Source organism: Streptomyces neyagawaensis, from assembly GCF_023516595.1.
In the GTDB taxonomy this organism is placed as follows: domain Bacteria; phylum Actinomycetota; class Actinomycetes; order Streptomycetales; family Streptomycetaceae; genus Streptomyces; species Streptomyces neyagawaensis.
Map to the genome: position 1 here is coordinate 68546 of NZ_JAMGBG010000078.1, position 12521 is coordinate 81066.

The window sequence follows — 12521 nt, forward strand, 5'->3', positions numbered from 1 at the left end:
CACGGCCGCAGACACGAGCACAGGCACGAGTTCAGACACGAGTGCAGGCTGTCGGACCCCGCTTCACCGCTGAGCCGGGCAAACGGCGACGGGCCCCCGCCTTGTCGTCCAGGTCGGGGGCCCGCGTGACACCGCGTACCCGTGGGGCGTTCCGGTCAGCCGGAGCCCACGAACAGCACCAGCAGCAACCAGACCACCGGGGCCGTCGGCAGCAGCGAGTCCAGCCGGTCCATGATCCCGCCGTGGCCCGGCAGCAGTGTGCCCATGTCCTTGATGCCGAGGTCCCGCTTGATCATCGACTCGCCGAGGTCACCGAGGGTGGCGCTGGCGGCGACGGCGAGGCCCAGGAGCAGGCCCTGCCACCATGCGCCGCCGTCGATGACGAACTGCATGAGCAGTGCGCCCGCGACCATGGCGAAGGCGACCGCGCCGAGCAGTCCCTCGCGGGTCTTGCCGGGGCTGATGCGGGGGGCGAGCTTGTGCTTGCCGAAGCGCCAGCCGACGGCGTACGCGCCCGTGTCGCTGACCACGGTCAGCACCAGGAACGTGAGAACCCGCTGCGGTCCGTCGTCCGCGGTGAGCATCAGCGCGACGAACGTGGCGAGGAACGGCACGTAGAACGCGGCGAAGACGCCCGCCGTGACGTCCTTCAGGTAGTTCTCCGGCGGTTCCGTCATCCGCCACACGAGGACGGCGAGCGCGGTCAGCGCCATGGCCACCCACGCGCCCTCCGGCCCGCGCACATACCCGGCGACGACCATGGCTGCACCACCGACCGCGAGCGGCACGAGCGGCGCCTTGATGCCCTTGCGTTCCTGCAGGCGCGAGGTGAGCTCCCACAGGCCGACCACGACGGCGACCGCTATCACGCCGACGAAGACGGCCTTGACGATGAACAGCGACGCGACGATGACCACGCCGAGCCCGACACCGACCCCTATGGCGGCGCTCAGGTCACGGCCCGCACTCTTCTTCTGCGGGGCGGGCTGAGGGGCGTCGGGCATGGGCTCCGGCTTCTGCGGCGCCGCCCCATGGGGGTGCGCCGACGGCGTCTCGTCACGGAACAGGGGACCGGCCTGCCGGGCGGCCCCCCGGTCGTCGTCCTGGTTCCCGCCATGCGCGGGTACGTCGGGCACGATGGGCATGGGCTGAGTCTGCATCGGATGCTGGGCCTCAGTCGCATCGTACGGGGGACCCGCCGGGGCATGCCCCTGGACAGGTCCCCGGTCGGTCGCCGCCCAGTACCCGGCTTGTGGCGGCGCCCCCCAGGAAGAGTCGTTCATCAGACCTCGAGGAGCTCGGCTTCCTTGTGCTTGAGCAGCTCGTCCACCTGGGCGACGTACTTCGCGGTGGTGTCGTCGAGCTCCTTCTCCGCACGGCGGCCCTCGTCCTCGCCGACCTCGCCGTCCTTGACGAGCTTGTCGATGGCGTCCTTGGCCTTGCGGCGCACGGAACGGATCGAGACCTTGGCGTCCTCACCCTTGGTCTTGGCGACCTTGATGAACTCGCGGCGGCGCTCCTCGGTGAGCTCGGGGAACACCACACGGATGATGTTGCCGTCATTGCTGGGGTTGACGCCCAGGTCCGAGTCGCGGATCGCCTGCTCGATGTTGCGCAGCGCGGTCTTGTCGAACGGGGTCACCACCGCCATGCGCGGCTCCGGCACGGAGAACGAAGCCAGCTGGTTGATCGGCGTCAGCGCGCCGTAGTAGTCGGCCACGATCTTGTTGAACATCGCCGGGTGCGCACGACCGGTACGGATCGCGGCGAAGTCGTCCTTGGCGACGACGACGGCCTTCTCCATCTTCTCCTCGGCCTCGAGGAGGGTCTCTTCGATCACCACTTGCTCCTGCGTGTCTTGAGTAGGCCCGGCTGCTGTACTTGGTCACGTCGGCGGCCGGCTGCGTCGCGTCTTGTTCCTGCACGGTTCCCGACCGGTAGGACATTGTCCATCCCCCGGTCAGGCTCCGTCCCCCGGGCAGGGGAAGGACCCGGTCAGGCCCGGCTTCCCTGATCACCCACGAGAGTGCCGATCTTCTCACCCTTGACGGCCCGCGCGATATTGCCCTCCTTGAGAAGCTCGAACACGAGGATCGGGAGCTTGTTGTCGCGGCAGAGCGTGATGGCGGTGGCGTCCGCGACCTTGAGTTCGCGGGTGATGACCTCGCCGTAGCCGAGGGAGTCGAACTTGACCGCGTCCGGGTTGGTCTTGGGGTCGGAGTCGTAGACCCCGTCCACGCCGTTCTTGCCCATCAGCAGCGCCTGGGCGTCGATCTCCAGGGCGCGCTGGGCGGCGGTGGTGTCGGTGGAGAAGTACGGCATGCCCATACCGGCGCCGAAGATGACCACGCGGCCCTTCTCCAGGTGGCGCACGGCGCGCAGCGGAATGTACGGCTCGGCCACCTGGCCCATGGTGATGGCGGTCTGGACCCGGCTGTCGATGCCTTCCTTCTCCAGGAAGTCCTGGAGGGCGAGGCAGTTCATGACCGTGCCGAGCATGCCCATGTAGTCGGAGCGGGCTCGGTCCATGCCGCGCTGCTGGAGTTCGGCGCCGCGGAAGAAGTTGCCGCCGCCGATGACGACGGCGATCTCCGCGCCGTCACGGACGACGGCGGCGATCTCCCGGGCGATCGCGTGCACCACGTCGGGGTCGACGCCGAGGCCACCGCCCCCGGAGAACGCCTCTCCGGACAGCTTCAGCAGAAACCGGCCGCTCAATTTGCCGTCGTCGCTCTTCTGGGGCTTGGGGGTCATGGAGATCTCGCCTCTTTACGTGTCGCACATACGAAGAAGGCCATTGCCGGTGGGGTGATGTTCGCATCCCATGCGCGGCAATGGCCTCCTCGTCAGATCTGCTGTCGTCCGTCACACGCGCGCGTGCGACGGCGTACGCGAACGACTGCTTCCGACCCTATCGGGACCGGACGTCCGTCGCGGTACGGACTCAGATGCCGACCTTGATGCGCGTGAAGCGCTTCAGGGTGACACCGGCCTCGTCCAGGACCTTCTGGACGGACTTCTTGTTGTCGAGCGCGTACGGCTGACCGAGCAGCGTGGCGTCCTTGAAGAAGCCGTTGAGGCGACCCTCGACGATCTTCGGCAGGGCGGCCTCGGGCTTGCCCTCGGCGCGGGTGGTCTCCTCGGCGACACGGCGCTCGGACTCGACGACCTCGGCCGGCACGTCCTCCTTGGAGAGGTACTTCGGCGCGAAGGCGGCGATGTGCTGGGCGACACCCTTGGCCAGGTCGGCGTCGGCCTTGTCCAGCTCGACCAGGACACCGATCTGCGGGGGCAGGTCGGGCATGGTGCGGTGCATGTAGGCGTAGACGAAACCGTCGGCGAACTGCGCGAAGCGGTCCAGGACGATCTTCTCGCCGAGGTTGGCGTTGGCCTCGTCCACGAACGCCTGGACGGTCTTGCCGGCCTCGATCTCGGAGGCGAGCAGGGCCTCGAGGTCCGCGGGGGAGGTCGCGGCGACGTGCGCGGCGATCGCGTTGGCGGCGGCCTGGAACTTGTCACCCTTGGCGACGAAGTCCGTCTCGCACTTCAGCTCGACGAGGACACCGGAGGTGTTGTCGTCGGCGATGAGGGAGACCACGGCGCCGTTCTCGGCGGAGCGGCCCTCGCGCTTGGCGACGCCCTTCTGGCCCTTGATGCGGAGCGCCTCGACGGCCTTGTCGACGTTGCCCTCGGCCTCGTCCAGCGCCTTCTTGCAGTCCATCATGCCGGCGCCGGTGAGCTCGCGGAGCTTCTTGACGTCGGCGGCGGTGTAGTTCGCCATGAGTCTGTGAGTCTTTCTCGAAGTCTGGGAGATCGGAGATCCGCGCGGTCCGGGATCCGCATCGGGATGTCGGTACCCATCCAGATGGAGATCTCCGACGCGGCGCTGACCTACGGGTGAACGGCGGGAGCGGAGTTCATGTCACCGCTCCCGCCGTCAACACGACGGATGCTGACCGGGTCAGGCCTGCTCGGCCTCGGCGGCCGGGGTCTCGGCAGCGGCCTCAGCGGGGGCCTCGGCCGGAGCCTCAGCCGGAGCCTCGGCGGCGGCCGGGGCCTCCTCCGCCTTCTTCTCGCCCTCGAGCAGGTCGCGCTCCCACTCGGCGAGGGGCTCGCCCGCGGCCTTCTCGCCCTTCTCACCGGTGGCGACGCCGGAACGGGCGATGAGGCCCTCGGCGACGGCGTCGGCGATCACACGGGTGAGCAGGGTGACGGAGCGGATCGCGTCGTCGTTGCCCGGGATCTTGTAGTCGACCTCGTCGGGGTCGCAATTGGTGTCGAGGATGGCGACGACCGGGATGTTGAGCTTCCGGGCCTCGCCGACCGCGATGTGCTCCTTCTTGGTGTCCACGATCCAGACGGCGCTGGGCACCTTCTGCATCTCGCGGATACCACCGAGGGTCTTCTCCAGCTTGGCCTTCTCACGCGAGAGGACCAGGAGCTCCTTCTTGGTCAGACCCGACGACGCGACGTCCTCGAAGTCGATCTGCTCGAGCTCCTTGAGGCGCTGCAGACGCTTGTAGACGGTCGAGAAGTTGGTGAGCATGCCGCCCAGCCAGCGCTGGTTGACGTAGGGCATGCCGACGCGGGTGGCCTGCTCGGCGATGGCCTCCTGCGCCTGCTTCTTCGTGCCGACGAACATGACCGTGCCGCCGTGGGCGACGGTCTCCTTGACGAACTCGTAGGCGCGGTCGATGTACGACAGCGACTGGAGCAGGTCGATGATGTAGATGCCGTTGCGCTCGGTGAAGATGAAGCGCTTCATCTTCGGGTTCCAGCGACGGGTCTGGTGACCGAAGTGGACGCCGCTCTCCAGCAGCTCCCGCATCGTGACGACGGCCATGGCCGTTCTCCTTGATTTTTCTCGGTTGTGCCGCGAACACCGGACGGCATTCGCGCCTGACGCCCGCGATGCGCCGTTGCCGCTAAGGACCGAGGGGCGCTGATACGGACCACTGAGGGCCACGTACCGGGGCGTGCGAAGTCGACCCGGTGACCCGGATCGCCTTCAGAAGTGTACGGGACCCGCGAGGCGCCGGGTGACGCCGATGTCCACAACCGGCCAGTACTCCACAGTTCCCGGCCATGATCGCTCCACTCGGGCGACGCTTCAGGCATGTCCGACGAACGAATCGACCGAGAAACCCACCGGGAACGTCCGAGCCGGGAGGGGTGGCCAAGATGGCCGAGGCGGCCGAGGCGCCTTGCGCGGCCGGGACGACCGAGGTGGCCCGCCTGGCCGAGGTGGCCGGGCTGGCCGAGGTGGCTGGCGCCGCCGGGGTGGTTGGAGTGGCTCGCACCGCCGGACACGCACCCACGACCGGGCGGGTCGGCACGGGCGCCTCGGCGGGGAGGGGTGGACCGGACGGGGTGGTCGTGGGGGTCGGTGAGGTCGGCGGTGTCGGCGGGGCTGTTGGCCGTGCTCATGGCCATGGCGTGGACTCCGGCGCCGCACGCGGCTCCGGGCGCGCCGGACCCGTCCGGTGGGGCGACCGGGGTGGACACGGTCGGCCCGGTCCCGGCGATCGGCCGCGCATGGCCGGTGGGTCTACGGCCTCTGGTCGTACGGGCGTGGGAGCCCCCGCCGACCACCTATGCCCGCGGCCACCGAGGCGTCGACCTGTCGGCCCCCGCCGGCTCGCCCGTCCGGGCCATCGCCCCGGGTGTGGTGTCCTTCGCGGGCCGGGTGGCAGGCCGAGGGGTCATCTCGGTCGAACTGGAGAACACGGGCGACCCTCCGCTCCGGACCACCTATCAACCGGTCCGGGCATCCGTACGAAAGGGCGACGAGGTGGCCCCGGGAGACATCCTCGGCACCCTGGAGGCCTCCCCCTCCCACTGCCCCACGGCCTGCCTTCACTGGGGCCTCCGCAGAGCGGACACTTACCTGAACCCCTTGTCCCTGCTCCCACCCTGGCTACTCCGCAGAGCCCCGTCCCGCCTGCTCCCGATCCCGGCATAACGGCCCCGCCGCTTCCGACGCCCGGGTGCGGGCCAGGACGGCCCACGTCACCAGACCCGCACGGCTGCGGACGCGCGGCCGAGCCGACACCGAGAAGGGACTCGCTCACCAGCCACACCCTGGTGCCGTGGGGTGCGGGGCCGGCCGAGCTCAGCAAGCGCATGTCGTGCCCTCCTGGTGGCCAGGGCCCCACCGCCACCCGATGGCCCAGCGGAGCCAGCCAGCGGACGGCACCCTGCCCCCGCTCTCACGCCCTACCTCCGCCGCCCGGCCGCAAAGCCGGGCCGCATCCACCCCGTACCGACGGGCACCGGCGGTCAGCCGCGGACGCCCCGCAGGGCCATCGCGACCGCCGCGTCGGTGATGGCGGCCGGTTCCTCCGCCGCCCCCAGCTCGATCCGCCGCACAGCCGCGTCCACGACCCCCTGGAGCAACATCGCGGCCAACCTGGGCTCCGCCTGCCCCAACGCCGCCAGCGCCTCGACGATCATCGCGATCAGCCCGCCGTGCGCGGCGCGGATCTTCTCCCGGGCACCCGCGTCCAGCTCACTCGCCGAGATCGCCACCACGGCCCGGTGCCGCCGATCCCCGACCAGCTCCAACTGCTTGCGGACGTATGCCTCGACCTTCTCCTCGGGCCGGTCGACGGCCGCCATCGCCGCCTCGACCTCCGCCGACCAGAGAGGAAAGTCGACCTCGCACAGTTCCTCGACCACGGCTGCCCGGGACCGGAAGTACTCATAGACGGACGACCGCGCCAGCCCCGTCCGCTCGGCGAGGGCCGGGAACGTCAACGCCTCGGTCCCACCCTCGGACAGCAGGGACCGCGCCGCGTCCAGCAGGGCGGCTCGCTGCATCGACCGGTGCTCGGCCACGGAGGCCGCTCGAATCCTTGGCACGTAAACCACTCTACGGACGGAGCGCCACCCACGGGAGTGCCTTCCCGCGACCGGCCGCCCCTCCAGCCATCGGCCGGCCCTCCCCCACCCCTACCGCTCCGATCCCCCACTGCCCGGGCAACCCGGGCACCTGGCCCCCCAGCGCCGGCCCCGGCGCCCTCGCCCGCGCCCGCGCCCGGCGGCTCAACGGCCGAAACTCGCCAGCTTGGCCCGCAGCTGTAGCACCGACTTCGTGTGGATCTGGCTCACCCGGCTCTCGGTCACCCCGAGCACGTTGCCGATCTCGGCGAGTGTGAGCCCCTCGTAGTAGTACAGCGTGACGACGGTCTTCTCCCGCTCGGGCAGTGTGTTGATGGCCCGCGCCAGGAACCTGCGCAGCTCCCGGTCCTCCGCCACCTCGACCGGGTTGTCCGCGGCGGTGTCCTCCAGCGTGTCCATCAGGCTCAGCCGGTCACCGCCCTCGCCCCCGACGTGCAGCAGCTCCTCCAGGGCCACCACGTTGGCCAGCGACAACTGGCTGAAGACGGAGTGCAGTTCGTCGACCGGAATACCCATCTCGGCGGCGACCTCCCCCTCGGAGGGGGTGCGTCTGAGGCGGGACTCCAGGGTGGCGTAGGCCCGCTCCACATTGCGTGCCTTCTGCCGCACGGAGCGCGGGATCCAGTCCAGCGCGCGCAGCTCGTCGATCATCGCGCCCCGGATCCGGGTGATCGCGTACGTCTCGAACTTGATCTCCCGATCGATGTCGAACTTCTCGATCGCGTCGATGAGCCCGAAGACCCCGGAGGAGACGAAGTCCGCCTGCTCGACGTTGGCCGGCAGGCCGACGCTCACCCGGCCCGCGACGTACTTCACCAGGGGTGAGTAGTGGAGGATCAGCTGCTCGCGCAGTCGTTCGTCGTTCGTCGTCTTGTACGTCCGCCACAGCTCGTCGAGTGTCGAGGGGGCGGGCGGGCGCACGGTGCCGCGAGCGGCGGACGGTACCGCCGCCCGGTCAGACCCGGAGGTGTGCTGGGGCATTCGTCGCCTTGTGCCGTTCTGCTGTGAACTGGGGGTGCCTGGGTGAGCTGTCGGTCTGATGTCGAGATGCCTGCCTGAGTCGGAATCCTCGTGAGCGTAGCGTGACTGGGGAGTCGCAGTGCGCGAAGGTCGAGGGATCACCCGCGCGCAGATACGTTCCGCTGGGAGCGCTCCGAGGTCGCCCCGGTCGCACTGCGTGACGGAGGCGCCGGGCCCAACTGCCGGAAACCGCAAGGCTGTCGACGTTCCCCCGGACGGCCGAACACGCATGGTCACCTTGGCCTCCGATCCGAAGAAACGGAGATCATCGCCTGGCGTGTCAACTTCCAGCTGTCGCCGTGTCGTTCGACGTAACCAAGTGCGCGGAGTTCGTACAGTCTCCCGACCGCGTCGTCCACGGTCGTCCCGGCGCCCCTGGCCACCGCGTCGACGGCCGCCGCGCCCCGCCCCGGCAGCGCGGCGAGCACCTGTCGCGCACCGGGTTCGAGCAGGTCACGCGGGAGAACGGGGCCCCGTTTGGCGGGCGCCAGCTCGCCCATGTCGCCGACCAGCTCGACGATCTCCGCGGCGTCCGACACGAGCACCGCGTCGCCGCGCAGCAGCTCGTGCACCCCCGCCGACAGGGCCGAGGTCGCCGGTCCGGGCACGCCCATCGTGAACCGCCCCAACCGCTGTGCGGCCCGCGCGGTGACCAGGGCGCCGCTGCGGTGAGCCGCCTCGACGACCACGGTGCCTCTGGTGAGGGCGGCGATGACCCTGTTCCGCAGGATGAAGCGGCTCTGGGTGGGATGCTCCCCCGGGGGCAGTTCCCCCACCACGAGCCCCTGTTCGGCGATCCTGTTGATCAACTGGGCATGACCCCGTGGATACGGCCGGTCCACCCCGCAGGCCAGCACGGCGACGGTGGCCCCGCCGACCCCGAGCACGCCCCGGTGAGCGGCACCGTCGACGCCGTAGGCGCCGCCGGACACCACCACCCAGCCGCGCTCGGCCAGCCCCGCCCCCAGTACGGCCGCCATGTGCGCCCCGTACTCCGTGCAGGCCCTGGCCCCGACCACGGCCACGGACCGCAGGGCCCACATCCGGGCATGTGCCGTGCCCCGCACCCAGATCCCGACCGGTCTCCCGTCGCCCAGATCGTCCAGCTGCCCCGGCCACTCGACGTCCCCGGGCACGAGAAACCTGACGCCGGCCGTCGCCGCGTCCGCGAGGTCACGCGCGGGGTCGGCGCGTGCGGCGCGGGACCGCAGCCCCGCCCACCGCTTCTCCGACGCCCCCGGCAGCGGCCCACCGCCCTCGGAAAGCCGCCGCGCGGTCTCTCCGGCTCCCAGTTCCCGCAGCCATCGCCCGGCGAGCTCGTCCCCGGGTTCGATGACACGGGCGAGGAAGGCCCGATCGACCCGCTCGGCGTCCAAGGCACCACCGGTCATGGCCCACCCACCCGCGCGTTGCTCCGGCTTCATACCAGGGCTCCGATCGCCATGGGCACTCCACGCGGAACGCCGGTGCGCAGTTGCAGAGCCAGGTTGACGTCCGCCGCGTCGGGACGTTCGTGGCCGACAAGGTCCGAGATCGTCCAGGCGACCCGCAGAACCCGGTCCAGTCCCCGCGCCGTCAGGATGCCCCTCTCCAGGCTTCGCTCGGCCTCGTCCATGGCACCGGGCGCCGCATGCCACCTGCTGCGCAGCTCACGCCCGGGGATCTCGCTGTTCGTCCGCCACGGCGTGCCGGCCAGTCGCAGTGCGGCTCGTTCCCTGGCCGCGCGCACCCGGGCTGCGACCGTCGCCGTGGATTCGCCTCGGGCGCCTCGCTGGGTGAGCTCGGATCGGGTGACCCGGTCGATCTCGACACGCAGATCGACTCGGTCCAGCAACGGCCCGGACAACCGGGCCTGATACCGACGGATCGAGGATGGCGGGCACTCGCACAGATCGTCGGTCCGGGAGAAACGCCCGCACGGGCAGGGATTGGCCGCGAGCACCATGAGGAATTTCGCGGGGAACCGGACGACCCCGGCACTGCGCGCGATCACGACGTGGCCCGCCTCCAATGGCTGCCGCAGGGCGTCCAGCGCCTGACTGCTGAACTCGGGAGTCTCATCCAGGAAGAGCACCCCGCGGTGTGCCAACGACACCGCGCCGGGCCGGGCGATGCCCTGGCCTCCCCCGACGAGGGCCTGCATCGTCGCCGAGTGATGCGGCGCACAGTAGGGCGCCGTGTCCACCAGCGGTTTTCCCACCGGCAGCAGCCCGGCGATCGAGTGGACGGCCGTGACCTCCAAGGACTCCTCCCGGCCCAGTTCCGGCAGGATGGCCGGCAGTCGCTCCGCGAGCATCGTCTTCCCTGCGCCCGGTGGGCCTTCCAGGAAGAGGTGGTGTCCGCCCGCTGCCGCCACCTCGACCGCGGTCCGCGCCGCGAGCTGCCCGACGACGTCGGCAAGGTCGTGGCCCTGGTCCTGCTGGGCGGCGCCCGTGGTGTGCATGCCGGTGGCGGCGCCCGTGCCCGGCATGCGCAGCCCCGCCAGCAGGGGATCCGGACGTCCCTCGTCGGGCTCCTCGTCCGGCACGGGCTCATCGGCGAGCACGGCGATCAGTTGCCGCAAGGTGCGAACGCCCAGCACCGACACCCCGGGCACCAAGGACGCCTCCGCGGCGGAGCACTCCGGCACGACCACTTGTTCGTACCCGGCTTCCGCGGCGGCCAGGACAGCGGGCAGGACGCCCCGCACCGGGCGGACCCTCCCGTCGAGTCCCAGCTCACCGATCATCACGATGTCGGAGAGCACCCGTGGATCGATCCGTTCGGAGGCGCCCAGGACCGCACAGGCGACCGCCACGTCGAAGCCGCTGCCGGCCTTGGGCACCGACGCGGGACTCAGCCCCACGGTCAGCTTCTTCTGGGGCCACTCGGCGCCGGAGTTCACCACCGCCGCCCTGACCCGGTCCTTGCTCTCCGTCAGGCTCTTGTCCGGTAGGCCCACGAGCGTGAACGCCGCCACGCCCGGTTCGAGGTCCGCCTGGACCTCGACGACGACGCCCTCGACGCCCACGAGGGCCACGGAGCAGGTGCGGGCGAATCCCATCAGGCCACCCCCCGCACGTGTTCCACGACGGGTGCACCGCGGTGGGGCAGGACGACTCCCACGACGTCGATGCGGACGCCGCCCGGTGGAGCCCCTCCGTGTTCCTGGAGCCAGCGTTCGGCGAGGCCGCGCAGGCGTTCCGCCTTGGTGGTCGTGACGGCCGCCATCGGGTGTTCGAAGGGGCCGGCCCTTCGGGTCTTGACCTCGCAGACGACCAGCGCGTCGCCGTCCCTGGCCACGATGTCGATCTCACCGGTCCTGCCGCAGCGCCAGTTGCGCTCCAGGACGGTCATCCCGGCCCCGGCCAGCCGCCGTGCGGCCAGCTCCTCGCCGTACCTGCCGAGTGCTCCTCGTGCGTTGCCCATGTCGGCACCACCTCCGGCGCCAACACTGAGGGCGTCCCCGCCCGCTATTGGATCTTGGTGGACAAGCCGACGATTGTGGACAACCTCGCCACCCACACGGAGGACGACAGCGCCCGCGGCCCAGCGGCGCCCCGCCTCAACACCCGATGCCCATGCGCCCCCGACGCCGACACCCGGCCCCCCGACGCCGACCCCGGCCTCAGCTGCCCGGCAGCTCCAGATCGCTCTTGTTGAGCTCCTCGATGTTCACGTCCTTGAACGTGAGCACCCGCACCTGCTTCACGAACCGGGCCGGGCGGTACATGTCCCACACCCAGGCGTCCGCCATGGACACCTCGAAGAACACCTCGCCCTGCACCGAGTGCACCTGCATCTCGTAGTCGTTGGTGAGGTAGAAGCGCCGCTCGGTCTCGATCACGTATTTGAACAGACCGACGACATCGCGGTACTCCCGGTAGAGCTTCAGCTCCATCTCGGTCTCGTACTTCTCGAGGTCCTCGGCGCTCATGGCATGTTCCCCTTCAGCCGTGCGATCCCCCCATTGTGCGCCAGCCCCGCACGCCTCTAGACAATTTCGGTCTCGAGGACCACGGGCTGGGCCGGGGGACCCTCGTCGAGCAGCGTGCGCAGCAGTTCGGCGAGTCTGGTCGGGTACACAGTCTCATGCGTGCGGGTGAGTTCCCCGCACGTCCACCAACGTGCTCCCGCGACACTGCGCCGTTCCAGCTCGGTCAGGCCCGCCGCGCCGGGCAGCGGCTGGTGTGCGACGGCCGTGCGGGCCAGGAAGTACCACTCGTCCTGGTCCCAGCGGCGCCCGGCGAAGGGGAAGGAGCACCTCCGCCGCCAGAGGACCTGGCCGAGTTCCGCGTCCGTGATCCCGGTCTCCTCGGCGAGCTCCCGCAGCGCGGCCTCCTCCAGGGTCTCCGTGCCCTCGACGCCGCCGCCGGGGGTGAACCACCAGTCGTCCGACGGATCGTCCGGTTCATGCCCGTGCAGCAGGAGGATCCGGTCCAGTGGATCCAGCAGGATCAGCCGGGCCACCGTGCGCAGCCCGCCCTCGTAGGTGTCCTCGGCCGCGTCCCCGGCATCCCGGTCGTCACCGCCGTACGAGCTGTACGTGGCCCCGTGCGGCGACACCGGCGGCTGCGCGTACGGCGGCTTCGGCGACGCACCGTACGACGGCTCACGCGACG

Annotated in this window: 13 protein-coding genes; 1 reads left to right on the forward strand and 12 read right to left on the reverse strand. The window is 70.5% G+C overall.

What is annotated here, in order from left to right; translation table 11 throughout:
- Positions 1-155: 155 nt before the first annotated feature.
- From M8J73_RS29185 to rpsB, 5 genes are all read right to left on the reverse strand, one after another.
- Positions 156-1283 (reverse strand): phosphatidate cytidylyltransferase, encoded by a 1128-nt coding sequence (locus M8J73_RS29185; RefSeq protein WP_107424084.1) that lies wholly within the window; start codon positions 1281-1283, stop codon positions 156-158.
- The gene (frr, locus tag M8J73_RS29190) at positions 1283-1840 is read right to left on the reverse strand and encodes a ribosome recycling factor (protein ID WP_055517210.1); all 558 of its coding nucleotides are present in this window, start codon (positions 1838-1840) and stop codon (positions 1283-1285) included. The genes M8J73_RS29185 and frr overlap by 1 nt, the downstream gene beginning before the upstream one ends.
- Before the next feature lie 155 nt (positions 1841-1995).
- Positions 1996-2754, reverse strand: a complete 759-nt coding sequence (pyrH, locus tag M8J73_RS29195; protein WP_055541417.1) for a UMP kinase — start codon at positions 2752-2754, stop codon at positions 1996-1998.
- A 190-nt stretch (positions 2755-2944) separates the two neighbouring features.
- Positions 2945-3781, reverse strand: coding sequence for a translation elongation factor Ts (gene tsf, locus M8J73_RS29200; RefSeq protein WP_249829279.1), 837 nt, complete (start codon positions 3779-3781; stop codon positions 2945-2947).
- 180 nt (positions 3782-3961) lie between these two features.
- Positions 3962-4843 (reverse strand): 30S ribosomal protein S2, encoded by an 882-nt coding sequence (gene rpsB, locus M8J73_RS29205; RefSeq protein WP_249829280.1) that lies wholly within the window; start codon positions 4841-4843, stop codon positions 3962-3964.
- A gap of 582 nt (positions 4844-5425) precedes the next feature.
- On the opposite strand from rpsB, the gene M8J73_RS29210 reads away from it, so the two are divergent.
- Complete coding sequence (locus tag M8J73_RS29210) at positions 5426-5962, forward strand: M23 family metallopeptidase (protein WP_240501814.1); 537 nt, start codon at positions 5426-5428, stop codon at positions 5960-5962.
- 317 nt (positions 5963-6279) lie between these two features.
- Here M8J73_RS29210 and M8J73_RS29215 read toward each other — a convergent pair whose 3' ends face one another.
- The 7 genes from M8J73_RS29215 to M8J73_RS29245 form a co-directional block, all read right to left on the reverse strand.
- A complete protein-coding gene (locus M8J73_RS29215; RefSeq protein ID WP_055517162.1) occupies positions 6280-6837 on the reverse strand; it encodes a TetR/AcrR family transcriptional regulator in 558 nt (185 codons plus the stop codon).
- 207 nt (positions 6838-7044) lie between these two features.
- Positions 7045-7881: an RNA polymerase sigma factor WhiG gene (gene whiG / locus M8J73_RS29220; RefSeq protein ID WP_055541821.1), complete on the reverse strand. Its 837-nt coding sequence runs from the start codon at positions 7879-7881 to the stop codon at positions 7045-7047.
- Between the two features lie 272 nt (positions 7882-8153).
- On the reverse strand, positions 8154-9311 hold the full coding sequence (gene dprA / locus M8J73_RS29225; RefSeq protein ID WP_079055149.1) for a DNA-processing protein DprA: 1158 nt from the start codon (positions 9309-9311) through the stop codon (positions 8154-8156).
- Between the two features lie 29 nt (positions 9312-9340).
- Positions 9341-10963 carry a YifB family Mg chelatase-like AAA ATPase gene (locus tag M8J73_RS29230; protein WP_055541819.1) on the reverse strand — a complete coding sequence of 541 codons (1623 nt, stop codon included), beginning with the start codon at positions 10961-10963 and terminating at the stop codon, positions 9341-9343.
- Entirely contained in the window at positions 10963-11328 is a 366-nt protein-coding gene (locus M8J73_RS29235; RefSeq protein WP_055541818.1) for a YraN family protein, read from the reverse strand. Before M8J73_RS29235 ends, M8J73_RS29230 begins: the two co-directional genes overlap by 1 nt.
- A gap of 199 nt (positions 11329-11527) precedes the next feature.
- Positions 11528-11836 carry a DUF2469 domain-containing protein gene (locus M8J73_RS29240; protein ID WP_005311352.1) on the reverse strand — a complete coding sequence of 103 codons (309 nt, stop codon included), beginning with the start codon at positions 11834-11836 and terminating at the stop codon, positions 11528-11530.
- 56 nt (positions 11837-11892) lie between these two features.
- Positions 11893-12378: an NUDIX hydrolase gene (locus tag M8J73_RS29245; RefSeq protein WP_240501643.1), complete on the reverse strand. Its 486-nt coding sequence runs from the start codon at positions 12376-12378 to the stop codon at positions 11893-11895.
- Positions 12379-12521 lie beyond the last annotated feature (143 nt).

Coding starts and splice junctions, on each gene's coding strand:
- M8J73_RS29230 (WP_055541819.1), bottom strand. CDS start 10,963: ATGGGATTCGCCCGCACCTGCTCCGTGGCCCTCGTGGGCGTCGAGGGC.
- rpsB (WP_249829280.1), bottom strand. CDS start 4,843: ATGGCCGTCGTCACGATGCGGGAGCTGCTGGAGAGCGGCGTCCACTTC.
- dprA (WP_079055149.1), bottom strand. CDS start 9,311: ATGACCGGTGGTGCCTTGGACGCCGAGCGGGTCGATCGGGCCTTCCTC.
- pyrH (WP_055541417.1), bottom strand. CDS start 2,754: ATGACCCCCAAGCCCCAGAAGAGCGACGACGGCAAATTGAGCGGCCGG.
- M8J73_RS29185 (WP_107424084.1), bottom strand. CDS start 1,283: ATGAACGACTCTTCCTGGGGGGCGCCGCCACAAGCCGGGTACTGGGCG.
- M8J73_RS29235 (WP_055541818.1), bottom strand. CDS start 11,328: ATGGGCAACGCACGAGGAGCACTCGGCAGGTACGGCGAGGAGCTGGCC.
- M8J73_RS29240 (WP_005311352.1), bottom strand. CDS start 11,836: ATGAGCGCCGAGGACCTCGAGAAGTACGAGACCGAGATGGAGCTGAAG.
- whiG (WP_055541821.1), bottom strand. CDS start 7,881: ATGCCCCAGCACACCTCCGGGTCTGACCGGGCGGCGGTACCGTCCGCC.
- tsf (WP_249829279.1), bottom strand. CDS start 3,781: ATGGCGAACTACACCGCCGCCGACGTCAAGAAGCTCCGCGAGCTCACC.
- M8J73_RS29210 (WP_240501814.1), top strand. CDS start 5,426: ATGGCCATGGCGTGGACTCCGGCGCCGCACGCGGCTCCGGGCGCGCCG.